This is a genomic window from Rhizobium zaerense (genome assembly GCF_051810725.1).
In the GTDB taxonomy this organism is placed as follows: Bacteria; Pseudomonadota; Alphaproteobacteria; order Rhizobiales; family Rhizobiaceae; genus Rhizobium; species Rhizobium leguminosarum_I.
Genome location: NZ_CM132690.1, coordinates 770,224 through 795,204, shown reverse-complemented (window position 1 = coordinate 795,204; position 24,981 = coordinate 770,224). Strand labels below are relative to the sequence as shown.

General features: G+C 62.0%; 26 protein-coding genes and 1 pseudogene. 13 read left to right on the top strand and 14 right to left on the bottom strand.

The window, feature by feature from the left end; all coding sequences use genetic code 11:
* Positions 1–139: 139 nt before the first annotated feature.
* The 5 genes from ACS4RR_RS03850 to ACS4RR_RS03830 form a co-directional block, all read right to left on the bottom strand.
* Positions 140–1,009, bottom strand: coding sequence for a LysR family transcriptional regulator (locus ACS4RR_RS03850; RefSeq protein ID WP_017966244.1), 870 nt, complete (start codon positions 1,007–1,009; stop codon positions 140–142).
* Positions 1,010–1,140: 131 nt separating this feature from the next.
* Positions 1,141–2,205 carry an ABC transporter ATP-binding protein gene (locus tag ACS4RR_RS03845; protein WP_020486159.1) on the bottom strand — a complete coding sequence of 355 codons (1,065 nt, stop codon included), beginning with the start codon at positions 2,203–2,205 and terminating at the stop codon, positions 1,141–1,143.
* 10 nt (positions 2,206–2,215) lie between these two features.
* Positions 2,216–3,055 carry an ABC transporter permease gene (locus tag ACS4RR_RS03840; protein ID WP_017966242.1) on the bottom strand — a complete coding sequence of 280 codons (840 nt, stop codon included), beginning with the start codon at positions 3,053–3,055 and terminating at the stop codon, positions 2,216–2,218.
* The gene (locus ACS4RR_RS03835; RefSeq protein ID WP_456189726.1) at positions 3,052–3,936 is read right to left on the bottom strand and encodes an ABC transporter permease; all 885 of its coding nucleotides are present in this window, start codon (positions 3,934–3,936) and stop codon (positions 3,052–3,054) included. The genes ACS4RR_RS03840 and ACS4RR_RS03835 overlap by 4 nt, the downstream gene beginning before the upstream one ends.
* A gap of 88 nt (positions 3,937–4,024) precedes the next feature.
* Positions 4,025–5,101 carry an extracellular solute-binding protein gene (locus ACS4RR_RS03830; RefSeq protein WP_456189725.1) on the bottom strand — a complete coding sequence of 359 codons (1,077 nt, stop codon included), beginning with the start codon at positions 5,099–5,101 and terminating at the stop codon, positions 4,025–4,027.
* 261 nt (positions 5,102–5,362) lie between these two features.
* On the opposite strand from ACS4RR_RS03830, the gene speB reads away from it, so the two are divergent.
* The 5 genes from speB to lhpI all read left to right on the top strand — a co-directional run bounded on the left by speB (position 5,363) and on the right by lhpI (position 9,877).
* On the top strand, positions 5,363–6,424 hold the full coding sequence (gene speB, locus ACS4RR_RS03825; protein ID WP_456189724.1) for an agmatinase: 1,062 nt from the start codon (positions 5,363–5,365) through the stop codon (positions 6,422–6,424).
* An 84-nt stretch (positions 6,425–6,508) separates the two neighbouring features.
* Positions 6,509–7,306, top strand: a complete 798-nt coding sequence (locus tag ACS4RR_RS03820) for a transporter substrate-binding domain-containing protein (protein WP_222384441.1) — start codon at positions 6,509–6,511, stop codon at positions 7,304–7,306.
* A gap of 145 nt (positions 7,307–7,451) precedes the next feature.
* On the top strand, positions 7,452–8,120 hold the full coding sequence (locus tag ACS4RR_RS03815; protein ID WP_222384440.1) for an amino acid ABC transporter permease: 669 nt from the start codon (positions 7,452–7,454) through the stop codon (positions 8,118–8,120).
* Positions 8,117–8,764, top strand: coding sequence for an amino acid ABC transporter permease (locus ACS4RR_RS03810; RefSeq protein WP_222384439.1), 648 nt, complete (start codon positions 8,117–8,119; stop codon positions 8,762–8,764). Before ACS4RR_RS03815 ends, ACS4RR_RS03810 begins: the two co-directional genes overlap by 4 nt.
* A gap of 141 nt (positions 8,765–8,905) precedes the next feature.
* Entirely contained in the window at positions 8,906–9,877 is a 972-nt protein-coding gene (gene lhpI, locus ACS4RR_RS03805; RefSeq protein ID WP_222384438.1) for a bifunctional Delta(1)-pyrroline-2-carboxylate/Delta(1)-piperideine-2-carboxylate reductase, read from the top strand.
* A gap of 53 nt (positions 9,878–9,930) precedes the next feature.
* Here the strand turns inward: lhpI and ACS4RR_RS03800 are convergent, their stop codons facing one another.
* The 5 genes and pseudogenes from ACS4RR_RS03800 to tsaD form a co-directional block, all read right to left on the bottom strand.
* Positions 9,931–10,578 carry a class I SAM-dependent methyltransferase gene (locus tag ACS4RR_RS03800; protein WP_222384437.1) on the bottom strand — a complete coding sequence of 216 codons (648 nt, stop codon included), beginning with the start codon at positions 10,576–10,578 and terminating at the stop codon, positions 9,931–9,933.
* The gene (locus ACS4RR_RS03795) at positions 10,575–11,006 is read right to left on the bottom strand and encodes an EVE domain-containing protein (RefSeq protein ID WP_003543603.1); all 432 of its coding nucleotides are present in this window, start codon (positions 11,004–11,006) and stop codon (positions 10,575–10,577) included. The genes ACS4RR_RS03800 and ACS4RR_RS03795 overlap by 4 nt, the downstream gene beginning before the upstream one ends.
* Positions 11,007–11,008: 2 nt before the next feature.
* On the bottom strand, positions 11,009–11,302 hold the full coding sequence (locus tag ACS4RR_RS03790; RefSeq protein ID WP_017966233.1) for a YciI-like protein: 294 nt from the start codon (positions 11,300–11,302) through the stop codon (positions 11,009–11,011).
* A 9-nt stretch (positions 11,303–11,311) separates the two neighbouring features.
* On the bottom strand, positions 11,312–12,295 hold the full coding sequence (locus ACS4RR_RS03785; RefSeq protein WP_222384435.1) for an NAD(P)H-dependent glycerol-3-phosphate dehydrogenase: 984 nt from the start codon (positions 12,293–12,295) through the stop codon (positions 11,312–11,314).
* Positions 12,292–13,393: pseudogene (gene tsaD, locus ACS4RR_RS03780) on the bottom strand (tRNA (adenosine(37)-N6)-threonylcarbamoyltransferase complex transferase subunit TsaD). The gene ACS4RR_RS03785 and the pseudogene tsaD overlap by 4 nt, the downstream one beginning before the upstream one ends.
* An 84-nt stretch (positions 13,394–13,477) precedes the next feature.
* On the opposite strand from tsaD, the gene hemC reads away from it, so the two are divergent.
* The 6 genes from hemC (at position 13,478) to ACS4RR_RS03750 (ending at position 19,604) form a co-directional block, all read left to right on the top strand.
* Positions 13,478–14,407, top strand: coding sequence for a hydroxymethylbilane synthase (hemC, locus tag ACS4RR_RS03775; RefSeq protein ID WP_456189723.1), 930 nt, complete (start codon positions 13,478–13,480; stop codon positions 14,405–14,407).
* Between the two features lie 7 nt (positions 14,408–14,414).
* Positions 14,415–15,122 carry a uroporphyrinogen-III synthase gene (locus tag ACS4RR_RS03770; protein ID WP_456189722.1) on the top strand — a complete coding sequence of 236 codons (708 nt, stop codon included), beginning with the start codon at positions 14,415–14,417 and terminating at the stop codon, positions 15,120–15,122.
* Positions 15,123–15,460: 338 nt separating this feature from the next.
* Entirely contained in the window at positions 15,461–16,732 is a 1,272-nt protein-coding gene (locus ACS4RR_RS03765) for a COG4223 family protein (RefSeq protein WP_456189721.1), read from the top strand.
* A 4-nt stretch (positions 16,733–16,736) separates the two neighbouring features.
* Positions 16,737–18,359 carry a heme biosynthesis HemY N-terminal domain-containing protein gene (locus ACS4RR_RS03760; protein WP_456189720.1) on the top strand — a complete coding sequence of 541 codons (1,623 nt, stop codon included), beginning with the start codon at positions 16,737–16,739 and terminating at the stop codon, positions 18,357–18,359.
* A 17-nt stretch (positions 18,360–18,376) separates the two neighbouring features.
* Positions 18,377–18,862: a tellurite resistance TerB family protein gene (locus tag ACS4RR_RS03755; protein WP_017966226.1), complete on the top strand. Its 486-nt coding sequence runs from the start codon at positions 18,377–18,379 to the stop codon at positions 18,860–18,862.
* On the top strand, positions 18,831–19,604 hold the full coding sequence (locus ACS4RR_RS03750; RefSeq protein ID WP_170257135.1) for a glutamine amidotransferase: 774 nt from the start codon (positions 18,831–18,833) through the stop codon (positions 19,602–19,604). Before ACS4RR_RS03755 ends, ACS4RR_RS03750 begins: the two co-directional genes overlap by 32 nt.
* A 7-nt stretch (positions 19,605–19,611) precedes the next feature.
* Here ACS4RR_RS03750 and ACS4RR_RS03745 read toward each other — a convergent pair whose 3' ends face one another.
* On the bottom strand, positions 19,612–20,862 hold the full coding sequence (locus ACS4RR_RS03745) for an MFS transporter (RefSeq protein ID WP_456189719.1): 1,251 nt from the start codon (positions 20,860–20,862) through the stop codon (positions 19,612–19,614).
* A 139-nt stretch (positions 20,863–21,001) separates the two neighbouring features.
* On the opposite strand from ACS4RR_RS03745, the gene ACS4RR_RS03740 reads away from it, so the two are divergent.
* Entirely contained in the window at positions 21,002–21,292 is a 291-nt protein-coding gene (locus ACS4RR_RS03740) for a YggT family protein (protein ID WP_025396317.1), read from the top strand.
* Entirely contained in the window at positions 21,289–21,600 is a 312-nt protein-coding gene (locus ACS4RR_RS03735; RefSeq protein WP_456189718.1) for a DUF167 domain-containing protein, read from the top strand. Before ACS4RR_RS03740 ends, ACS4RR_RS03735 begins: the two co-directional genes overlap by 4 nt.
* Before the next feature lie 4 nt (positions 21,601–21,604).
* Here the strand turns inward: ACS4RR_RS03735 and ppa are convergent, their stop codons facing one another.
* The 3 genes from ppa to typA all read right to left on the bottom strand — a co-directional run bounded on the left by ppa (position 21,605) and on the right by typA (position 24,915).
* Entirely contained in the window at positions 21,605–22,138 is a 534-nt protein-coding gene (ppa, locus tag ACS4RR_RS03730) for an inorganic diphosphatase (protein WP_456189717.1), read from the bottom strand.
* Positions 22,139–22,340: 202 nt separating this feature from the next.
* Positions 22,341–22,847, bottom strand: coding sequence for a GNAT family N-acetyltransferase (locus tag ACS4RR_RS03725; RefSeq protein ID WP_017966220.1), 507 nt, complete (start codon positions 22,845–22,847; stop codon positions 22,341–22,343).
* Positions 22,848–23,094: 247 nt separating this feature from the next.
* Entirely contained in the window at positions 23,095–24,915 is a 1,821-nt protein-coding gene (typA, locus tag ACS4RR_RS03720) for a translational GTPase TypA (RefSeq protein WP_017966219.1), read from the bottom strand.
* Between the last annotated feature and the right edge of the window lie 66 nt (positions 24,916–24,981).

Genomic DNA, 24,981 nt, shown 5'->3' with positions numbered 1-24,981 from the left:
CCCTTCATGGATCACTGTGGGGCTTCGCTCGCCGTTCCGGTAGGAGGAATTAAATTGACCCGATATAATGGAAGCTGAACGCTCCCAGAATGGAGCAGGATATCGTCCGAAAACCGATCACACTTTTCGGCATCATGCTCTAGCTGGACAATATGGCCGTATGCCGCGAAATGAAGTCCACAAGATAGCGCGCGCCTTCGGCCGTCTCGGACTGAGCATACAGACCGATCTCGATGCGCACCGGACCGGGCAGGTCCGCCGATCGGTCAAGCGTCCGGCAGCCCTCCGGTTTCGTGTTGAGCATCATTGGCGCGATGCCGATACCGACGCGAACCGCGGTCGCCATGGCCACCAGCGTCGATGCAACGCACGCCGTCTTCCACTTGATGTTCCGCTGGGACAGGGCCGCAATCGTCGGAAGCGTCCAGGGACACTCCTCCTCGAACATGATGATGGGAAGCGGCTTTTCCGTATCCGCCACAAAGTCGGATCTGACCGTCCACATCAAATATTCGGTCCAGATCAGGGTCGGTTTTCGCGCGAGGCAGGTGATGTCGCAAACTACGAGATCGAGCTTCCTGTCTTCAAACAGGCTGGCGAGGCGACGATTCGGCTCGACGATGATGTCGATCTCGACCTTCGGGTTCTGGGCTCTGAAGGCACTAAGAATGTCGATCAGGTGGCCGGCTGCGAAGTCCTCGACGACGCCGAGGCGAATGCGGTCCTCGATCATCTTGCCTGTCAGCCTTTTCCCGACCTCATCGCTGAGGGCGACCATTTCGCGGGCATAAGCCAGCATGATCTGCCCATGGCTCGTCAGCTCGAGGCCCTTTGACGAACGCGAAAACAGCGTAACGCCGACAAGCTCCTCCAGCTTGCGGATCTGCATGCTCACGGCCGCCTGCGTTCTGTTCAGCTTGACGGCTGCTCCATTGACGGTGCCGATTTCCGCGACGGTCAGAAATGCACGAAGCAGATAAGAATCAAGATCAAGCATCAGAAGCCGCATTCCATACTTTGTGGCACTCGAGAGCCGAAGGCCTCTCTGCCCGTAAGTGGATATTGGACGAACCATGTCCTTCCGGCAACTGGTGACCCTTAGCCCGGGCGCAGTGCAAGCTGCGCCCCATCCATGCCAGCTTATCGCGCAAAGAGAACGCATGCCTCGGGGGGAATGGAAACGCTGATCTCCTGCCCACGAGCGAAGGCTATGTCTGGACGGTTCGGGCAAGCCGAGATTATGCGGTCGCCAGTGGCGAGGTCCAGAACGACATGCCTGAAGGCACCGAGTGTCACGACGTCGGCAACGCGCCCGGGCATGGCTCCGGCAGCCGGAACACCGGACGATATCTCGATGCTTTCCGGCCTCACGCAAATCTCGGCGGCACCTGAAAGACTTGCCGTGGACGCGACCGGGAACTCCCAGCCGGATTCGGAGCGAAATTTGCCGGCCGTTCCGCCCGCGGCCGAAATCGAGCCATGAATCCAATTCGTCCGACCCATGAAATCCGCGACGAAACGCGAGTCTGGACGCCAATACACATCATCCGGCTTGCCGGATTGCATGATTGCTCCACGGTTCATCACGAATATCCGCTCTCCCAGGCTCATCGCCTCCTCCTGGTCGTGGGTTACCACGATGGCGGTCGAGCCGACCGCGGCGAGCACATCCTTCAATTCGGTGCGCAGCTCGTGGCGAAGTTTGGCGTCGAGGGCCGACAGCGGCTCATCCAGAAGAACGAGGCTTGGATGGGTGGCGAGCGCCCGCGCAAGCGCAACACGCTGCTGCTGGCCGCCGCTCAACTGGTGCGGCCGCCGCTGTCCGAAACCGACGAGCCGGACGAGCTCAAGCATCTCGGCAATGCGGCGCGGTATTTGCCCCGGCGGATGGTTGCGATGGCGAAGTCCGTAGCCGATGTTCTGTTCGACGGTCATATGCGGGAAAAGAGCGTAGTGCTGGAACAGCAGCCCGACATTGCGCTCATAGGGTTTCAATCCGGCCATCGGCTCGCCGTCGATCAAGATCGAACCTTTGTCGGGCCGCTCGAATCCGGCAATGAGCCGAAGAATGGTGGTCTTGCCGCAACCGCTCGGTCCAAGCAGTGCGATTGTTTCGCCTGGGTTCACCGAAAAGGAGATATTGCCAAGGGCGACCGTTTCGCCGAAGCACTTGCTGACCCCTTGAAATTCCACGGCAGAAATCATCGTATTGTCCTCATGAACGAAACAAACCCTGACCGACGACGGTGTCGAAGCCGACGACACGGTCCAGCACGACGATCAGCAACGCGGTGACGGCAATCAGGACCACGGCCGCCGCAGCGATCGTCAGATCGAAAGCCGCGCGCATATTGCTGACCAGCGTAACAGGCAAGGTCGTTGCGGACGGATCGCTCAGGAAGAGACTGATCGATACGTCATCCATCGAAATTGCGAAGGCGAAGATCGCGCCGGTGACGACGCCCGTCCGCATCAGCGGCAGGGTAATGGTCCAGAAGGCCTGGCGCTCCGTGGCGCCGAGAACCATTGCGGCTTCCGTCAATCGGTGGTCGCTGCCGAGAAGGCTGGCGAGACTGGTCCTTATGCAATAGGGCAACGTCACGATCACGTGGCCGAGGAGCAGGCGCGCCATACCATTTGTGATACCGGCCTTGGAAAGGAAAAGCAGCAGGCCGAATCCAATCACGACCGGCGGGACGATGAGTGGCGAGAGAAAGGCCGAAGTCAGCGCTGCCTTTCCCGGAAAATTGCCCCGGGCAAGACCGACAGCCGCCGCAGTTCCGATCGTAACGGACAGAACCGTCGTGAGTACCGCCAAGATGAAGCTGGTGCGCAGGCTGGCAAGGATATCCGCCTGGGAGACGAGCCGTTCGAACCAATGAAGCGACAAGGCAGGTGGCGGCATCGGGCCGAGGTAGGTCCTGGCGTCGAAAGCCATGACGCATGTTATCACCAGCGGGATGGCGAGGAACGCCAATCCAAGGCCGATGACACCGTAGGCAAGGGAACCGGCGATCCGGTCTCCGGTTCTCGCTGCAAGAGACTGCATGCTCATCGGGAAACCCTCCGCGCCTGCGCAAACGTGATGACAGCGACGACCGCCAACGCCACGGCAAGCATGACGAGCGAGATCGCCGCGCCGCTCGGGTAGTTGGCGATATCGCTGAACCGGGTGTAGATGACGTTCGACATGAAAAGCACCCGGCCCCTCCCGAGCACCATGGGAATGACGAAGGCGCTGATCGCGAAAGTCAGCGAGACAAGCGTGCTCGAGACCAGCGCCGGGACGCTCAGGGGAAGCGTGATCGACAGATGGGCTTTCCATCCCGGTGCGCCGAGCGACTGGGCTGCATCGAGCAGACGCGGATCGATCGATTGCATCGCGCCGATCAACGTCAGCGTTGCGACCGGTATGATCGAGTGAACCAGACCCGCAATAACGACGATATTGATATATTCGCGGCTGTTGGGCGAAAGGCCCAGTGTCAAGAGGAAGGGTCGGAGGATGCCGACCGACCCGAAGGTCAGTTCGATCGCGTACGTCTTGATCAGGACGCTGGAAAGTACAAGCGTAATCAAAAAACCGAGGGTGAGCGTGCGCATCCGCGGCGAAATGCGCCGCACGATGAAATAGGCCAGCGGGAATGCCACAAGCTGGCCGATGATCGCGGCAACTCCACCGATCCAGAAGGTCGTCAGCAGAACGCTTGCAAACGCCTGGTTTGCAAGCTCGTAATAGTTCTGAACCGTTGCCGCGGCATTTTCCACGGAGCCGACGCGCCCCGGCGTAAACTCCTTCAAGCTTTCGATTGCCAGATTGATGAGCGGTGACAGAAAACCGAATGCGAACACCAGCAGGGCTGGCCCGAGCGTCAGGGCCGCATCTCGACGATCCGGAATTGAAATGGCAACGGGTTGCCGCCTTACCTTGGTCATGATGAAACAGCCTTTTACTCGCCCTTGCGGGCCATGAGAAAGGGAGGTTGTCGAAGCCCGCGCCTACGACAACCTGCCGCGAGGTGTCTTACAGCAACGGGGCGATATCTTGCTCCCAGCGCTTGGACCAGGCATCCTGCTGTTCGAGGACGACATTGTAGTCCGGCACATAGACGAAGCTCGAAAACTCGTCCGACGTGAAGGCGAGATGCTTGAGGTTGTCGGGCGTAACCGCCTTGCTGTTCAACGGCGCCTCGCCAGCCACTTTGGCGTAGAGCGAGTTCATGTCCGGGCTGATCGCGAAGTTGACGAAATCGAGCGTCGCCTTGGTGTTCGGTCTGTTCTTCAGGACGCCGAACCCGCTCTGGTAGAGGAAGGCTTTGAAGTTGCTGTCCTTGGTGAAACGCGTAACCGGGAAGTTTTTCGCCACCGCCGCCCAGCCGGGCTCGGCGAAGAAGCCGACGGAGGTCTCGCCAGACGTCAGCGAATTGGTGAAATCGATATCGGTGACGGCGACGCGGCCGATATTGCCGGATTTCGCCAATTCCTTCATGAGCTTCCACCCGGGTTCCATATTCGTTTCACTGCCGCCGGCGTGAAGGGCGAGCGCAACAATCTGGAGCATCATGCTCTGTGTCGGGCCCGGCCAGCAGATCGCGCCCTTGAGATCGGGGCTCAGCAGATCATCGATGGTCTTCACGGCGATCGGAGCCGTATCGGTTCGGGCGCCGAAATACATGCCGCCAACTGCGCGCGGGACCGCTTTGATATTGCCCTTGCCGTCACGAATGATGATTTTCTCGGGAATATTCGCGAGGTTGGGAACATCGGCAGGATTGATGGTCTCGAGCCAATCCTCCTTCACCATGCTGTTGAACGAGCCTTCCCAGCCGGCGACGTAGTCATAGTCGACATTCGGCCAGACGGCCTTGATCTTTGGCAGGATCGCGCCCGCGCCGCCCTGGTGAAGAACCCAGTTGAATGTCGCGGCATTCTGGTCGGCGGCAATCTGCTTCATCGCTTCGACGACATCACCGCCCCATTCGACGGCGGTGAGATTGCCGCTGCCGGCTGCGGCGGATCTCGCAAACCCGGTCATCGTGCCGGCAATCCCCGCGGCTGCGGCGGATCCGAGGAAGCGGCGGCGTGTCATATCGTGCAACATGGTAGGTTCCCTTTGTTGTCGGCCCTCTGCCGGACCGTTCGCATCGGAGACTGCTTGGAGGTTGCCAGCCGCGGTAGTGGGAAAATTCTCGCAGGGTTATAAAGTTTTCTGAACGCACCGATGGTCGCGCTACCCGCATCGCGGAGCCTCGGCGGATCCAAGCTATCAATAATCGTTATATCCCCTCTCGAATTTTCGCGGTTCCAAGAGAAACGGGCGGCGCCGATGATGATGGCAGCATCAATACCGTGGGAGCCTGCCTTGACCATTGACGGGGATTTTCTGGAAGACTTGAGAAAGCGCTTCGGCAGCGCCGCAGGCGGGGAGATGGAAGATCCGCACTTCCGCGCCGTGGCGGCGAGCGTATTCAAGGACGGCGACAGCCGCAAATGGCCCTTCGCCGATCCTGCGACCTTTCTGGATGCCCGTTTCATCGAGAAAGGCTTGCGGCCCGAGGTGCTTGAGGCCCTTGACGTGGCTCTGATCGGCGTGCCGATGGACCTCGGCGTTACCAATCGCGCCGGTGCGCGGCTGGGGCCGCGGGCCGTCCGGGCGATCGAGCGTATCGGCCCCTACGAGCATGTTCTGCGTGTCGCGCCAATGGGAGGGCTAAAGGTCGCCGATGTCGGCGACGTGCCGATGCGCAGCCGGTTCGGCCTTGCCGAATGCCATGCCGACATCGAGACCTGCTACCGGATGATCGCGGCAACCGGGGTTATCCCGCTGTCGGTCGGCGGCGACCATTCGATCTCCGGTGCCATCCTCAAGGGCCTGGCGGCCAGCCAGCCGGTCGGCATGATCCACATCGACGCTCATTGCGACACCGCCGGTCCCTATGAGGGCTCCAAGTTCCATCACGGCGCGCCCTTCCGCGAGGCGGTTTTGGCCGGCGTTCTCGATCCGAAGCGTACGATCCAGATCGGCATCCGCGGCGGCGGCGAATATCTCTGGGAGTTCTCCTTTGCCTCCGGCATGACCGTCATCCACGCCGAAGAGGTAGCGGAGATGGGCCTCAAGGCGGTGATCGCAAAGGCTCTGGAGGTTGTCGGCGCCGGTCCGACCTATCTCAGTTTCGACGTGGACAGCCTCGATCCGGCCTTCGCTCCGGGAACCGGCACGCCAGAAGTCGGCGGGCTTCAGCCGAGGGAGGCTCTGACCCTGCTGCGCGGCATCAAGGGCATCAACCTCGTCGGCGGCGACGTCGTCGAAATCGCACCGCAATACGACAACACCACCAACACCGCGCAGATCGCCGCGCAGGTCCTGTTCGAACTCCTGTGCCTCGCGATGTTCAGTCCCGCGGTCAGGACCAAGGTGACCTGAGAACCAGCTCCACACCGGCAGCGCGCCTCATGCCCGCTGCCATCCATCACCTGTCGCACAACACGTCTCAAAAAGGGGAACGACATGACTGCTCTTATGAAATTGCGCTACACCGCCACTGCGGCAATTGCCGTGTTCGGCATCCTTGCGGGGGCCGCTCAGGCCGACGAACTTGCCGATATCAAAGCCGCAGGCGAGATCAACATCGGCATCTTCTCCGATTTCCCGCCCTTCTCTTCGGCAAGCGCCGATATGAGCATCAAGGGCTATGACGTCGAGGTCGCCCAGAAGATCGCCGACGGGCTCGGCGTGAAACTCAATCTCGTCAGCGTTACTGGCCAGAACAGGATCGCCTACCTGAACGACGACCGCGTCGACCTGCTGATGAGCGTCGGCTATTCGAAGGAGCGCGCCGAGGTTATCGATTATGCCGCCCCGTACGCCCCTTACTATATTGCCGTCATCGGTCCGGCTGCGCTGAAGGTGAGCGGCAAGGAAGACCTCGCCGACAAGTCAATTGCCGTCAATCGTGGGACGCTCGAAGACACGTCGCTGACGGCTGTCGCCCCCGGCTCGGCTGCGATCCAGCGTTTCGAGAACTACAATTCGGTCATCCAGGCCTTCATATCCGGCCAGACCCAGTTGATGGTCGTTGGCAACGATGTCGGCGCGCAGGTTCTGGCACGACAGGAAGCCCTGAAGCCGGAGCAGAAGTTCCAGCTCCTCAGTTCCCCCTCGCACATCGCGCTCCGCAAGGGCGAGGAAGGCCTGAAGAAGGCTGTCAATGACAGCGTCGCCGCAATGATCGCCGACGGTTCGCTCGACGCAGGCTCGAAGAGCTGGCTGAAAGCGTCGCTCAACCCTGAGAACCTGAAGGACTGACGGGCACGGCCTCCCACTCACCAGAGCATGATGCCGAAAACCGCAAGCGATTGCGGTGGCATCATGCTCCAATTCTTTGCTTGAGAGGCGGACCCAGATTTCCGGGGCGGCCCGGCCTAGATCATCCGGCTCCAAAGGACATGCGATGAGATACAGCCTCGATTTCAATTGGCTTTGGGACGGGATGGCAGCTCTGGCTTATGGCGCAGGCACGACGCTTGCCCTGACGGCCTCCACATCGGTCCTTGGTATCGTTCTCAGCATTCTCGGCGCGGCCGCGCGCCGGGGACCTTATCCGTGGTTGCGCAAGGTCGTCGGCCTCTATGTGGAAATCATGCGCAATACGCCATTCCTGGTGCAGTTGTTCTTCATCTTCTTTGGCTTGCCCAGCCTCGGCATTCGCCTCGATCCGATCACCGCCGCAGTCCTTGCCATGACCCTCAACATGGCGGCCTACACGATCGAGGTGGTCGGGGCCGGGCTCGATGCCATACCGAGAGGCCAGAAGGAGGCGGCGCAGGCACTCGGCCTAAGGCCCCGGCTGGTGTTTTTCAAGATCATCCTGCCGCAAGCGGTCGCCATCATTTTTCCGGCGCTGACGAGCCAGATCATCATCATGATGCTGGAATCGGCGGTGGTTTCGCAAATATCCGTCCGCGAACTGGCGCAGGAGGCCGATCTGCTTCAGTCGCGCACCTTCCGCTCCTTTGAGACCTATCTGGTGGCGACGCTGATCTACCTTTCGATGTCCGCCGCACTTCGCCGGCTCCTCGTCGCAGGGAAACGCCGTTTTCTGGGAGCCGGTCTGGCATGATTGAGTTCACCTTCTGGGACATTCTGCGCAATCTTGTCTTCGCGACACGCTGGACCCTTATGCTTTCGCTCGCAGCCTTTGCCGGCGGCGCCATCTTTGGCCTGGCGATCCTGTCTGCACGGATATCGAAAACACGCTGGCCGCGCAGCTTCGCGTCCGGCTACATTGCCCTGTTTCAGGGAACGCCGCTCCTCATGCAGCTCTTTCTGATGTTCTTCGGCCTGCCGATGCTCGGTTTCCGGATCGAGTCATGGACCGCCGCCGTCTGCGGCCTGACGTTCTATGCCAGCGCTTATCTTGCGGAAATCTGGCGGAGCGGCGTCGAGGCGGTGCCGCGCGGGCAATGGGACGCCGCAGCCAGCCTGGGCTTGCATCGTCTCCTCGAACTTCGTCTGATCATCCTGCCGCAGGCTTTCCGCATCACGCGCGCGCCGACCGTCGGGTTCTTGGTCCAGTTGATCAAGAGCACCGCACTGGCCTCGATCCTCGGCTTCGACGAACTGCTGAAAACCGCAAACGCCATCAACAACGCGACCTTCGAACCTTTCAAGGTCTACGGTCTCGTCGCGGTGATCTTCTTCGCCCTGTGCTATCCGCTGACGCAATACGCCAGAATTCTGGAGAAGAAAGCGGCGTTTGGCTGAGTGGTGCTCAGTGCTTTGCATTCCTCAAAAGGCCGATGCCGGTTGAAAAGCCGGTGCGCCGCGCAGCGGCGACGCGGCTCTCGTCCAATCACACAGAACTCGCCTTATCCCGCCGTTAGAACTTCCTGAGAGATCGCTTCAATGACCGACACACAAATCCGTATTCTCGATGCCCGCACAACGGGCGAGCTTCTGCCTTTCGGCGCGCTGGTCGCGACCTTGCGGCAAGCATTTGCCGAAGGCTGTGTCGTGCCGGTACGGCATCACCACACGATAGCCAACAGCGGTGAGCCGGATGCGACGCTGCTTCTGATGCCGGCCTGGCATGAAACGCACCGGTCAGAGCGCTACCTTGGCATCAAGATCGTCACCGTCTTTCCCGGCAACACGCTGCTCGGCATTCCCGGTTTGACCTCGACTTACATGCTCTACGATGGCCGGACCGGGATGCAGCTTGCGCTACTTGACGGAAACACCATCACCACGCGCCGTACGGTAGCGGCATCGACGCTTGCCGCGGACTATCTTGCCCGAAAGGACGCCCGTCGCCTGCTGGTAATCGGCGCTGGCCGCGTCGCGAGCCTCATACCTGATGCCTATCGCACTGTCCGGCCGATCGCGCATGTCGATATCTGGGATATCGATCCCGCCGGTGCGGAGCGGCTGGCGCAGAGCCTCCGGCAACAGGGGCTCCAGGCCACTGCCGTCACGGATCTGGAAGCCGCTGCGCGGCAAGCCGATATCGTCAGCGCGGCGACGCTGGCGACCGCACCGCTTATCCGCGGCGAATGGCTGCGGCCGGGCACCCATGTCGACCTGATCGGCGGCTTCACCCCGGCAATGCGCGAGGCCGATGACGAGGCGCTTCGGCGCTCCTCGGTCTATAGCGACACGCACGAAGCCCTTCACGAAGCGGGCGATCTGGTCCAGCCGATCAGGGCCGGCGTCATTGCTGCAGATGCGGTGCGTGCGACACTTGACGAACTGTGCCGCCGGAATGTTCCAGCGCGGATGTCAAACGATGAGATCACGCTCTACAAGGCCGTCGGAACGGCATTGGCTGATCTTGCCGCCGCGACGATGGTGTATGAGGCCGCCTTGATCGCCGGCTGACGTCTTTTGGTCCGGGCGATCGCGAATGATCGAATCCTGAATGTCGATCGGACTTAGGGAGTGAACCGCCACACTGTCGTCTTCTTGATTTCGCTGTCCTCCAGCGCCCGCGTTACCGGCACCTCATAAACCGCGCAGAATTCCAACCGATCCCGCGGCAGGTAACTGCGTCCGGGGTCACCGACCAGCACCCGCTTGCCGTCGGCTGCCAGCTTCGCGAACCAGGGAACGAGCGCATCGGCGAAAGCGCGATCGTAGAAGACGTCGCCGGCAAGTACGATATCCGCATCGACCGCCCGCCCGATCAGATCGGCGCCGGTAAATCCGAGCGAGACGCGATTGGCCTCGGCATTCAGCCGGACTGCCGTCTCCGCCCAGGGATCGATATCGCCAGCCATGACCTCCCGGGCACCGGCCATCACAGCCGCAATGCCGACAAGGCCGGAACCGCTGGCGAAATCGAGCACGCGCTTGCCGCGCACGGTCTCGGGATGATCGAGGATGTAGCGCGCCAGCCCCTGGCCGCCCGCCCAGGCAAAAGCCCAGAAGGGCGGCGGCAGGCCGATCGCCTCCAGTTCCCCCTCCGTCTTCAGCCAGAGCTCATGCGCCTCGCTTGCCATATAGAGCGAAATCTCCGGCACATGCGGCGGCGGCATCAGGCTGGTATTGGCGCGGATGAAAGCTTCGGGATCGGTCTTCAACGCGGCGGATTGTCCAGTCCGCCCATCCGGCAGACTTCGAGATATTCTTCCTCGGTGACCGGCTGCACCGAAAGCCGCATCGAGGTGACGAGCGCCATCTTGGCGAGCTTCTCGCTCGCCTTGACGTCCTTCAACGTCACCGGCTTCGGCACGTCCATGACGGCGCGGATATCGACGCAATCCCACTTCGGATCGCCCTTGGCGGAAGAATCGGGATGCGACAGGGCGCAGACTTCGACGATGCCGACGATCTCCAGCCCGTCATTGGAATGATAGAAGAACCCTTTGTCGCCGATCTGCATCGCCCGCATATTGTTGCGCGCCAGATAGTTGCGGACGCCGGTCCATTCCGTGCCCTTTTCGCCGGCAGCCTTCTGCTGCTCCCAGGACCAGGAGGCGGGTTCGGATTTATAGAGCCAGTGCGCCATGCTCACGCCTCCGGTTTGTTGAACACCCAGTTGTAGGCCTTGACGTCGACGCTTTCGAATAGTCCGGCTTTGGCGTAAGGGTCGGCATCGGCAAGCGCAAGCGCCGCCTCTTTCGACTCCGCTTCGACGACGATCAGGCTGCCGCAGGGTTTGCCGTCGTCATCGAGAAACGGGCCGGCGATCTTCAGCGTGCCCTCGGCATTCAGCTTGTTCAGATGCTCGATATGCGTCGGGCGCGTATCCATGCGCACGTTCAGGTGTCCCGGTTTGTCCTTGCAGAGAAGGGCGAAAAGCATGTCTGTCTCCTATTCGGTGGTGATCGGACGCGTCATCAGCTGCTCTATCGCCTCTGATATATCGAGCTTGCCGTCGATGATGGCGGAAACGGCATCGGTGATCGGCATGCTGACCTTCAATTCCGCCGCAAGCCGCGAGGCAACGGAGGCAGCAAACGCGCCTTCCACCAGCGCGCCATGCAGGGGATCGGTCTTTTCGCCGCGCCCGAGTGCGATGCCGAAGCGCAGGTTTCGCGATTGATGGCTCGTCGCCGTCAGCACCAGATCGCCGAGGCCGGAAAGCCCGCGCACAGTGTCCGCCTGCCCGCCCTTGGCGACGACGAAACGCGACATTTCCGCAAGCCCGCGCGCAATCAGCGCCGCACGGGCGGAATCGCCGATGCCGCGGCCTTCGACAATGCCGCAGGCGATCGCCAGCACATTCTTCAGCGCGCCGCCAAGCTGCACGCCGATCCGGTCGTTGGAAGCGTAGAGCCGGAAGGTCCTGCCCGATATGGCCTGAGCGAGGCGCTCCGCGGTCTCCATGTCGGCTGCCGCAATCGCCATCGCCGTCGGCAAGCCTTTCGCGATATCGGCGGCAAAACCGGGACCGGAGAGCACCGCGACGGAATGATCCGGCAGTTCCCGTTCCAGCATGTCGGTCAAAAGATTGCCCGTCGCCCGCTCGATGCCCTTGGCGCAGGTAACAATCACGGCATCCTTGGAAAGATAAGGTCCGTATTGCCGTGCCGCATCGGCCTGCGCCTGCGACGGCATCGCAAAAAGCACGATGGAGGCACCAGTGATTGCATCCGCCTCGGCGGAAAATTCCAGCGTATCGGGCAGGAGAATGCCGGGCAGCGCCGCATCATGCAGCCGTTCGGCCTTCAGATCGGCAATCAGTGACGGATCGCGCCCGACGAGTGTCACGGCGCTGCGGCCGGCAAGGGCGATGACGGCCGCAAGCGCCGTGCCGAAAGCCCCCGATCCGACGACGGCGATGTTTTCGCTCATGCCTTGGCCCCTCGTTTTCCGAAACCGATCAGCGTTTCCGCATTGGAATCGAGCGGCCAGCGCGAGCGCGGCTGGACGTCGAGCGTATCCGGTGCGGCACCGGTCGCCATCCGCTCCAGTCCCGCCCAGGCGATCATCACGGCATTGTCGGTGCAGAGGTGCAGCGGCGGCGCAATGAAGCGGAAACCGTTCTTGTCGCACAGCGCCTGCAGCGTGCCGCGCAGTTCGAGATTGGCGGCGACACCGCCGGCAACGACCAGCGCCGGCTTTTCGCCAGTCGCTGGGCCGTAATGTCGCGGGAAATTCCGTCTTGAACCGCTGCAGGCCACGGCCGATGCGGTCTTTCAGCGTCCGCGAAACCGCCTTCTGGAACGAGGCGCAAATGTCAGCCACGTCTTGATCGCTGAGCGGCGCGATATCCTGCGCCGCCTGCCGCACCGCCGTCTTCAGGCCGGAGAAGGAAAAATCGAGCCTTGCCTCGCCGACCAGCGGCCGTGGAAAGTCGAAGCGACCGGGATTGCCGTCCCGCGCCATCCGCTCCACCGCCGGGCCGCCGGGATAGGGCAGGCCGAGCAGCTTTGCCGTCTTGTCGAAGGCTTCGCCAAGCGCATCGTCGATCGTCGTGCCCCAGCGCTCATACTGCCCGACGCCCCGCACCAGGATGAGCTGGGTATGCCCGCCGGAGACGAGCAGCATCAGATAGGGAAAGGAGAGCCCGTCCGTCAGCCGCGCCGTCAGTGCATGGCCTTCGAGATGGTTGATCGCATAGAGCGGCTTGCCGGCGGCTCTGGCGATCGCCTTGCCGGTCATCAGCCCCACCAGCAACCCGCCGATCAGCCCCGGCCCCGACGTGGCGGCGATGGCGTCGACATCGTTGAGCGACACATTGGCGCGCTTCAGCGCCTCCTCGATCAGCTCGTCCAGCGCTTCGACATGGGCGCGGGCGGCGATCTCAGGCACCACGCCGCCATAGGCGCTATGCTCGTCGAGTTGGGAAAGCACGACATCCGACAGCACGTTGGAATGCCCCTCCGCATCGCGCTCGACGACCGCCGCGGCGGTCTCGTCGCAGCTCGTTTCGATGCCAAGGATGCGCAGAAAGGGAACCATAAGGCCTGTTCGTTGATTGCGATGGGATGGAAACCCGTTTACGAGAACTCCGGTAACAACGGAATAGAGCCGATGCAAACAAAACCTTTCCGGATCGGCACGCGCGGCAGCCCGCTGGCGCTTGCCCAGGCGCATGAGGCCCGCGACAGGCTGATGGCGGCGCATCATCTGCCCGAGGACATGTTCGAGATCGTCGTTCTCTCGACCAAGGGCGACCGCATCACCGACCGGTCGCTGGCCGAGATCGGCGGCAAGGGCCTGTTCACCGAGGAACTTGAACAGAAGCTTGCCGCCGGCGAGCTCGATTTCGCCGTGCATTCCACCAAGGACATGGCGACGAAGCTGCCCGAAGGGCTTTATCTCTCCGCCTACCTGCCGCGTGAAGATATCCGCGACGCCGTCATCGGCCGCACCGCGCGCAAACTGATCGACCTGCCGCATGGCGCAACCGTCGGCTCTTCCTCGCTCCGCCGGCAGGCGCTGATCCGTCGCATGCGGCCGGATATCAATGTCGTCACCTTCCGCGGCCTCGTCGAAACGCGCCTGCGCAAGCTCGAGGAGGGCGAGGTCGATGCGACCCTGCTGGCGCTTGCCGGCCTGAAACGCCTCGGCAAGGTCGATGTGCTGACCGATATCCTCGATCCCGACACCTTCCCGCCAGCGCCGGCGCAGGGAGCGATCTGCATCGAAAGCCGCATCGGCGATTCCAGGATCGACGATCTGCTGGCGCCGGTCAACGATGCCACGACCTTCGACACCGTCTCCTGCGAACGCGCCTTCCTCGCCGCACTCGACGGCTCCTGCCGCACGCCGATCGGCGGTTATGCCGTCTGCGAAGGCGACCTGATCCGGTTCTCCGGCCTCATCATCACTCCCGACGGCCGCAGCCAGCATGCGGTGACGACGGACGGCCACCGCCGCGATGCGGCAGCGCTCGGCACCCGCGCCGGCCAGGACGTGCGCGCAAGGGCCGGCAGCGCCTTTTTCGACGACTGGCACTGAAGCGGCCATGCGTGTGCTCGTCACCCGCCCCGCGCACTCGGCGACTAGAACCGCACAACGATTACGCGATTTGGGCCACGAGCCCTTGCTGCTGCCGCTGCGTCAGCCGCTGCACGACAGCGCTGCTGCCGCAGGCGCGCTTGCAGCCACCAGGGGCGCAATCGCGGTGACGAGCGCCGAAGCCATCAGGGTCCTCTCCGCACTCGGCGAAAAACTTCGTCCGCATCTCGCCCGCCCGCTTTTTGCGGTCGGCAAAACGACGGCGGAAGAGGCACGCAGCCTCGGCTTCCGATCCGTCGCTTCATCCCAGGGCAACGGCCGCGATCTCGCCGATCTCGTCGTGGCGGAGAATTCGGGCACGCTGCTCTACCTCGCTGGCACCCCGCGCGCCGAGACTTTTGAAGGAAGATTGCGCGAACTCGGCATCCATTTTTCCGTCACTGAATGCTACCGTATGCAACCGGCCGTCCCCGATCCCACCGAGATCGGCGCTATCTTCGCTAGCGGTTACCCGGACGCCATCCTCTTCTATTCCCGCCAGACGGCAGAGGATTTCTTTCGCGTGCCGGAACTGCGATCAGCCGTGCCGAAACACAGTGGAATCCGCCTTCTCTGTCTCAGCGAAGCGGTGGCGCAAGCCATACCGGCGGCTCTGAAAGAAAGCGTCGAGATTTCGCCGATGCCGGAAGAGAAAAGCCTTTTGTCGCTGCTTTGAGGCTTTAGAGCCTTTCCTGGTCAGCTTGAAGCATTCTGCCGGAGCAGGTTTTCGTCAGGGCAGAGGCGATTGGCGAAGGGCATACCTCTTGGTACGTCCGAGCCGATTGCCTCTGATCCTGGCGGAAAGATGCCCGGCCCTTCGGGTTGGCTGAAACGGGCCGGCTGATCGACCGGCCGGCTTGGCCGTAGAGCTTGGCTACGACGCGCGCCGGCCGGTCGATCATCCGACTCCGTTTGAGCCAACAGAATGCTGCAATCTGACCAGGAAAGGCTCTAACCACCCAAATTTGATCTAAGCTCTTCCCTTAACTGGCATCACTGTCTAGTTTCGTTGCAATGCAGGATAAAGAGGACCTCATGGTATCGGGAAACCCGCCACGCCATTCGAAGAGCGCCGACGAGCCGGTCACGATCGACCTCGATTCACAGGAATTCGCCTCTGCAGCCGATACCGAAAAACCGGTGGACGATGAAACTCGCGAGGCCGACAGCACCGCCGCCGCGGATGAGGGCCTGCCGCCCGAAACCGAGACTGCGTCGCATGCCGAAGATGAAGAGAAGCCTGTGATGGATGCGCCGGAGGAGGAACCGGCAGCTCCAGAACTTTCCTTCACCTCTCCTCCCGAACAGCCTGCGCCGAAGAGCGCCAGCACCTCCGGCCTCATTGCCGCAGGCATCGTTGGCGGCCTCGTGGCGCTGCTTGGCGCCGGCGCCATCCGGTATGCGGGTTACCTCCCTGGCTCCTCCACGCCGCAGACGACATCGCCGGAGACGGCCGATCTTGCCGGCCAGATCGACGGCCTGAAACAGACCGTCGCCAATCTTGCCGCCAATCCGGCGAGCGCGGATAACGGCGAGCTTGCGAAACGCGTTGCTGCGCTGGAAGCGACTGCCAAGGCCCCCGCAGCCGGTGCGCCGGCCGATGCTGCCAATGTCGAGGCACTCAACCAGAAGATTGCGGAACTGACCGGTCAGGTCGACCAGCTGCGCTCAACGCTTGCCCAGTCATCCGAGCAGCAGACGACGAACGGCGCCGATATCACCAAGCGCCTGGAAGAGGCCGAAAAGAAGCTGAACGAGCCGCGCGAGGATGTCGCCGTTGCCCGGGCGATCGCGGCTGCCGCCCTGAAGGCGGCGATTGATCGCGGTGGCCCGTTCCTGGCCGAACTCGACACCTTCGCCGGCGTCGCACCCGACGATCCAGCCGTCGCCGACCTTAGAACCTTTGCCGAGACCGGCATTCCCTCACGCACCGAGCTGGTGCGCGAGGTTCCCGATGTCGCCACCGCGATTGTTGAAGCCGTCAACCAGCCGGACCCGAACCAGAGCTGGTCAGATCGGCTGATGTCGAGCGCCAAGTCGCTGGTGAGCGTCCGCCCCGTCGGCAACATCGAGGGCGAAAGCGTCGAAGCCATTGCCGCCCGCATGGAGGAGAAGGTGAAGAGCGGCGACCTGCCAGGCGCCTCCGCCGAATGGAACAGCCTGCCCGCTTCCGGCAAACAGGCGTCCGCCGCCTTCAAGCAATCGCTCGAAGCGCGCATCCGCGTCGAGGAACTGGTTGGCGGGGCGCTGTCGAAAGCGGTTTCCGGCACCGGCAAGGAAGGATAAGACCATGCTGATCCGCCTTGTCGTCTTCGCCCTCTTCGTGTTGCTTCTCGCCTATGGCTTCTCCTGGCTCGCCGATCGTCCCGGCGACCTCTCGCTGATCTGGGAGGGCCAGATCTACCAGACGAAGCTGATCGTCGCCGCCAGCGCGATCATCGCTCTCATTGCCGCCGTGATGATCGCCTGGTGGTTCGTCCGTCTCGTCTGGACCTCGCCGCACTCGGTCACGCGTTATTTCCGCGCCCGCAAGCGGGACCGCGGCTATCAGGCGTTGTCGACCGGCCTGATCGCCGCCGGCGCCGGCAATGCCCTTCTTGCCCGCAAGATGGCCGCCCGCTCGCGCGGCCTCATCCGCGCCGATCAGGAGCCGCTGATCAACCTGCTCGAGGCCCAAGCCGCCCTGATCGAAGGTCGCCATGACGAAGCGCGCGCCAAGTTCGAGGCCATGGCCAACGATCCCGAGACGCGCGAGCTTGGTCTGCGCGGTCTCTATCTGGAAGCCCGCCGTCTCGGCGCCAACGAGGCCGCCCGCCAATATGCCGAAAAGGCTGCCGACAACGCGCCCTATCTTCCCTGGGCCGCACAGGCGACGCTCGAATATCGCAGCCAGGCCGGCCGTTGGGACGATGCGATCCGCCTGCTCGAACAGCAGAAGGCCGCCCGCGTCGTCGAAAAGGCCGAAGCCAACCGTCTGCACGCCGTCCTCCTGACGGCGCGCGCCGGCGAGAAGCTGGAAAGCAACCCGACCGGTGCCCGCGACGACGCCCTGCAGGCGCTGAAGCTTGCCGCCGATTTCATTCCTGCGGCTCTCATTGCCGCAAAGGCGCTGTTTCGCGAAGGCGGCGTGCGCAAGGCCGCCTCGATCCTCGAACAGGCATGGAAATCGGCGCCTCATCCCGAGATCGGCCAAGCCTATGTCAGGGCCCGCAGCGGCGATTCCACCCTCGACCGGCTGAAGCGTGCCGAGCGGCTGGAAGGGCAGCGCCCGAACAATGTCGAATCCCTTCTCGTCGTCGCCCAGGCAGCCCTCGACGCGCAGGAATTCGCCAAGGCCCGCGCCAAGGCGGAGGCAGCGGCCCGCATGCAGCCGCGTGAAGCCGCCTACCTGCTTTTGGCCAACATCGAAGAAGCCGAGACCGGCGACCAGGGCCGCGTGCGCCACTGGCTGGCCCAGGCGCTCAAGGCGCCGCGCGATCCCGCCTGGGTGGCAGACGGCTTCGTCTCCGACAAGTGGCTGCCGGTATCGCCCGTGACCGGCCGCCTCGACGCCTTCGAATGGAAGGCGCCCTTCGGCCAGATCGAGGGTCCGCTCGAAGACGGTTCGGCGCCGACCTCGATCGAAACGGCTTTGAAGACATTGCCGCCGCTGCGTGACGTCAGGCCGGAAAGTCCCGTCAACGACCATCGCATCATCGAGCTGGAACGCGCCGCGACGATTGCCGAGGCTGTGCGCCCCACGCCGGCACCGGCACCGACGTCGGCCAAACCGAAATCCGTCGAACCGACCGCGGGCGATAAACCGCCCGCGCCGAGCGAGACAAAACCTTTCTTTGGCGGATTGCCGGATGATCCCGGCGTTCGCGATCCCAGGATGGAACCGGAACCCAAGACACGGCTCCGCCTTTTCTGAAATGGAACGAAAACCGCATGTTCGAACGCTTTCAGGCATTCTTCCAGAATCTCACCGCCGACCACCCGAAGAAAGGTTTTGCCCCCGATGATCCGCGCATCGCAGTGGCAGCGCTCTGCATGCAGGTCATGGAGGCCGACGGTCAGATCAAAACCAGCGAGAAGAAGCGGCTGCGCAAGCTCCTGAAGGAGCAGTATGCGCTAGACGGCAAGCAGCTCGATGCTCTGATAGCAGCCGGCCTCGAGGCCGAAAGCTCCGCCGTCGACTATTATCGCTTCACCGCCGACCTGAAACGCCATCTCAATACCGAGCAACGCCTCGAGCTGATCGGCGTCCTCTGGGACATCGTCTACGCCGATGGCGAACGCAGCGAGATGGAAGACCATGTGATCTGGCGTATCGCCGATCTGCTCGGCGTCTCCTCGCGCGAGCGCATCCAGAAGCGGCAGGAGGCCGCCGCCAGGGTGACGGATGTCCAGGTTGCGCAAGATGATGCCGACTGAGCAAAACCCGAACCGCGACGGGCGCCCAATCCTCATCGTCCTGCATCAGGAACGGTCGAGCCCCGGCCGTGTCGGCCAATTGCTCGTCGAAAAGGGCTACCGCCTCGATATCCGTCGCCCGGTTCTCGGCGAGCCGCTTCCGACAACACTTGAAGACCATGCCGGCGCCGTCGTCTTCGGCGGGCCGATGAGCGCCAACGATCCCGATGACTTCGTCAAGAAGGAGATCGACTGGATCGACATTCCGCTCCGGGAAAAACGCCCCTACCTCGGCATCTGCCTCGGCGCGCAGATGTTGGTGCATCATCTCGGCGGCAAGGTACAGTCGAATGCCGATGGCTCGACCGAGATCGGCTGGTATCCGCTGCACCCGACCGAGAGGGGCCGGCTGCTGATGCACTGGCCGAAGATGGTCTATCATTTCCATCGCGAGGGCTTCGAGCTGCCGCGCGGCGCCGATCTGCTCGCCGAAGGCGATGCCTATCCGAACCAGGCCTTCCGCTACGACGGCAACGCCTGGGGCCTGCAGTTCCATGCCGAACTGACCCGGGTGATGATGCATCGCTGGGTCGTGCATGGCGCCCATCGCTTCATCCTGCCGAACGCCCAGCAGGGCCGCGAACATCTCGAAGGCCGCATGCTGTTCGATGCGCCGCTGAGAGCCTGGCTCACCGAATTCCTCGACATCGTCTTCGAGGGAAAAACCGCGAAGGCGGCGTCCTCTATCGCTCTTCGCGCATAACCAGTTTCTAAATCGATTCCGACGATACAGTGGGCGCGTCCAGCGTATCGATCCCACGCAGTTTGGGGAAACTCGATGCCCAGATCGCCGCCACGACAAGCGTTCCGATCCCGCCGATGACGACCGCCGGCACCGCGCCGAAGATCGCCGCCATCGTGCCCGCCCGGAATTCCCCGAGCTCGTTCGAAGCGCCGACGAAGACCATGTTGACCGCATTGACACGGCCGCGCAGCTGGTCCGGCGTCCAGAGCGCAATCAGGCTCTCGCGCACATAGACCGACACCATGTCGGCCGCCCCCATCAGCGCCAACGCCGCGATCGAGACCTCGGTATTGGTAGAGACGCCGAAGATGATCGTTCCGACGCCGAACAGGGCGACACCGATGAACATGTAGATGCCGGCGCGATGTTTGAGCGGATAGGCGGCAAGGAAGATCGCCATGACAATGGCGCCAAGTCCCGGTGCGGCGCGTAGCAGTCCGAGCCCCCAGGGACCGAGGGTGAGGATATCGCGCGCAAAAATCGGCATCAGCGCCGTGGCCCCGCCGAGCAGCACGGCGAAGAGATCGAGCGAGATCGCCCCGAGCACTACCTTTTCGGCGCGGATGAAACTGAAGCCGCCGAGGATCATCGCCCAGCTCTTGGTCTCGCCCGTCGTCTTCTGCTCCGGTTTCGGGATCATGTAGAGAAGGGCGGCACCGAGCACGGAAAAGATCACCGCCACCGTATAGGCGGTCGACGCACTGACGCCATAGAGCAGACCGCCGAGCACCGGCCCGGTGATCGCCGCGAGCTGCCAGGACGACGAATTCCAGGCGATCGCATTGGAGAGTGCCTGCTCCGGCACGAGATTGGGCGCCAGCGACTGCACCGCCGGCGACATGAAGGCGCGTTCAACGCCGAAGATCAGCAGCACCGCGAAAACAGGCAAGGGCGTGAAGGTCCCCATGACAGTCATAACCAGCAGCGCCAGCGTGCAGAGCGCGCTTACCAGCGAGCAGAGAGCCGCGATCACCCGGCGATTATACCGGTCGGCCACCGAACCGGTGACGAGGATGAGCAGCAGCGACGGCAGGAACTGCACGAGACCGATCAAACCGAGATAGATCGCGCTGCCCGTCTGGTCGTACATCTGCCAGCCGACCGCGACGCTGACGATCTGCTGCGAGAAGGAAAGCAGGAAGCGCGCGAAGAAGAAACGCGTGTAGGACGAATGCCGGAACGCGGCAAAACGATCTCCGGTGGGCGAAAACGACATGGAAGTTTTCCGAGGAGACGGGCGCCGGAATGGCTGCGAAGCCGCCCGTTAAACATGATTCACCGTGCGTTTCCACACGGCACTTGCCCGTTTAGTCGCCAATGTCTACATGTCTGTCAACAACGAATTGGAGACGACGATGTTTGCGCTGTTTCAAACCATTGATTTGGCTTTGAATATTTACACCTGGATCCTGATTGCCAGTGCCATTTTTTCCTGGCTCTATGCCTTCAATGTTATCAATTCCAGCAATCAGTTCGTCAATTCGGTCGGCACATTCCTCTATAATGTCACCGAACCGGTGCTGAAGCCGATCCGCCGCCGGCTGCCGAACCTTGGCGGCATCGATATTTCGCCAATCATCCTGCTGCTGATCATCTTCTTCCTGCGCACCCTGCTTTGGACCACGCTGTACCCGCTGGTCGCTTGAGCCGTCCCTGGAGCCTTTTCGATGACCATCTGCGCCTCGCCGTCCGGCTGACCCCGAATGGCGGGCGCGACGCTGTCGACGGCATTGAGGTCGACGGCGAGGGCGAAGCCTTCCTGAAGGCACGCGTCACATCAGTGCCCGAGAAAGGCAAGGCCAACAAGGCGCTTATCCTTTTGATCGCAAAATCCCTGCGCATTCCCAAATCCAGCATCAGCCTCGTCTCGGGTGAGACCGCGCGCAAAAAAATCCTCCGGATCGACGGCGATCCGGAGGATTTGGTAAAAAAGCTCGAGATGTTTTTAGGCTGAGCGATCAGCCTTTCTTCTTGGCGCGCTCGACAGCTTCGAGGATGAGTTCGCCTGCTTCCCTAGAGTCGCCCCAGCCGAAGATCTTCACCCACTTGCCGGGCTCCAGATCCTTGTAGTGCTGGAAGAAGTGCTCGATCTGCTTCAGCGTGATCTCGGGAAGATCGGTGAAGTCCTTCACCTTCTCATAGCGCAGCGTCAGCTTCGGCGACGGCACGGCAATGATCTTCTCGTCCTTGCCGGAATTGTCTTCCATTTTCAGGACGCCGATCGGGCGCACATTGATGACGCAGCCGGGAACCAGCGGGCGGGTGCTGGCAATCAGCACGTCGATCGGGTCGCCGTCTTCCGACAGCGTGTGCGGCACGAAACCATAATTGCCGGGATAGGTCATCGGCGTATAGAGGAAACGATCGACCACCAGCGTGCCGGCTTCCTTGTCCATCTCATACTTGATGGGATGACCGCCGACCGGAACCTCGACGATAACGTTGACGTCCTCAGGTGGATTATGACCGATTGCAATGGCGTCGATGCGCATAAGAAACTCCCGCAAGGTTGAATGTGCCGGCAGCCAGATAATCAGTTTCATGTGGCAACGCAACATCGCACAGCGCCAATGCTCGACTGCAGCGGCGCACATTCACATCAAAAGTTTCCAATAGGAGATAGTGGAGCGTCGACTCCAGCGCCGCCCGTCTTTTCAGACGCGCCAAGGACGCTGTGGCACTTTGAATCGCCGTTCAGCTCCAGATGAAGCCGATCTTCTTCAATTGCCTGTGGTCGAAACTTTCCATGCCTTCGCAGAAATCGACGCCGCCATGATGGCGATAAAAGTGGCTGGCGGTCTCGTTTTCCTCGAGGCACCAGACGACAAGCCCGTTGCAGCCGAGCGACTTCAAGAGCCGGCGCGCCTCGCCGAACAGCATCCTGCCAAGGCCGATGCCCTGATACTCGGGCCGCAGATAAAGCTCGTAAATTTCGCCTTCTTGCGGCAGAGCGCGGGCACGGTTGAGGCCGAGCGTCGCGTAGCCGGCAACCGTGCCGGCAACATCGAGAACCAGCAGCGTTGCCGGTCCGCGCGTTGCCTTGCGCCACCAGCTTTCGCCGCGCCGCTCGATCATCTGCGTCAGTGCGCGGTGGGGAATGATGCCGGCATAGGTGTGCTGCCAAGCAAGCCTGTGTGTTTCCGATATGGCTCGGGCGTCTTGCGGCTCGGCCCGCCGGACATCGATCGACAACGTCTTCATAACGTTTACTCTGGTCCCGCTAGAGGCAATTAACCATATGCGATGTCGCATCCCGGTTGATTGCCCACAGACTTGATATGTGGACGACGATCAAAAGTTAACGCTTTTTTAACGATTGTCACAAGACGGAATCGACGCGGCGCACAATAAAAAACCCCGGCGCGAAGGCCGGGGTTTTGAAGGATTTCTCTCCAGCGCCGCGCCCCTTTTCGGAAGACCCAAAACGCTGCAGCGCTTTGAATGGCGCTCAGAGAGCCGCCTTCGTTTTTTCGAAACGCTTGCGATCGTTTGCGTCGAGATACATCTTGCGCAGACGAATATTCTTCGGTGTCACTTCCATCAGCTCGTCATCCTGAATCCAGGAGAGCGCGCGATCAAGCGTCATCCGGATCGGCGGCGTCAGCTTCACCGCTTCGTCCTTGCCGGCGGCGCGGATGTTGGTGAGCTGCTTGCCCTTCAGCACGTTCACTTCAAGGTCGTTGTCGCGCGAATGGATGCCGATGATCATGCCTGCATAGACCTTTTCGCCCGGCTCGATGATCATCGGGCCGCGATCTTCCAGGTTGAACATCGCATAGGCGACGGCTTCGCCGGGAGCATTGGCGAGCAGCACGCCGTTGACGCGGCCACCGATCACACCCTTGTAGGGCTGGTAGTCGTGGAACAGGCGGTTCATGATCGCCGTGCCGCGCGTATCCGTCAGCAGCTCCGACTGGTAGCCGATCAGGCCGCGGGTCGGTGCGTAGAAACGCAGGCGAAGACGGTTACCGCCCGACGGGCGCAGCTCGACCATTTCGGCCTTGCGCTCGGACATCTTCTGCACGACGACACCGGAATGTTCTTCGTCGACGTCGACGACGACCTCCTCGATCGGCTCCAGAAGCTGGCCGTTTTCATCCTTGTGCATCACGACGCGCGGACGCGACACGGCAAGCTCGAAGCCTTCGCGACGCATGGTCTCGATGAGAACGGCGAGCTGAAGTTCGCCGCGGCCGGACACGTAGAACGAATCCTTGCCTTCGGCTTCTTCGATCTTCAGGGCGACGTTGCCTTCCGCTTCCTTGAAGAGACGGTCGCGGATGACACGTGAGGTCACCTTGTCGCCTTCGGTGCCCGCCAGCGGGCTATCGTTGACGATAAAGGACATGGTGACGGTCGGCGGATCGATCGGCTGCGCCTGCAGCGGCTCGGTGACCGAGGGATCGCAGAAGGTGTCGGCGACCGTGCCCTTGGAAAGGCCGGCGATCGCAACAATATCGCCCTGATGCGCTTCGTCGATCGCCGTGCGCTCGATGCCGCGGAAGGCGAGGATCTTGGAAATACGGCCGGTTTCGATCGTCTTGCCGTCGGCGTGGAGAACCTTTACGGCCTGGTTCGGCTTGATGGAGCCGGAATTGATGCGACCGGTGATGATGCGGCCGAGGAAGGGGTTGGCTTCGAGGATGGTACCGATCATCGTGAACGGACCTTCGTGGACGGTCGGCTCCGGAACGTGCTTGAGCACCAGGTCGAGAAGCGGCGCAAGACCCTGATCCTTCGGGCCTTCCGGATTGACGTTCATCCAGCCGTCGCGGCCGGAACCGTAGAGGATCGGGAAGTCGAGCTGCTCGTCGGTGGCGTCGAGATTGGCGAAAAGATCGAAAACTTCGTTGATGACTTCTTCGTGGCGGCCATCCGGACGGTCGATCTTGTTGATCGCGACGATCGGACGAAGACCGACCTTCAACGCCTTCGAGACAACGAACTTCGTCTGCGGCATCGGGCCTTCAGAGGAGTCGACGAGAACGATCGCGCCATCCACCATCGAGAGAATGCGCTCGACCTCACCGCCGAAGTCGGCGTGGCCGGGGGTGTCGACGATGTTGATGCGGACACCCTTCCATTCCACCGAGGTCGCCTTGGCGAGAATGGTGATGCCGCGTTCTTTTTCGAGATCGTTCGAGTCCATCACGCGTTCAGCGACACGCTGATTTTCGCGGAACGAGCCGGACTGCTTGAGAAGCTCATCCACCAGGGTCGTTTTGCCATGGTCAACGTGCGCGATGATCGCGATATTGCGAAGTGACATATGTGAAATCTCTGATGCTGGGGCGCACGCTCTAGAGGACGCGCCTATTAGTTTGGGGCGTCCATA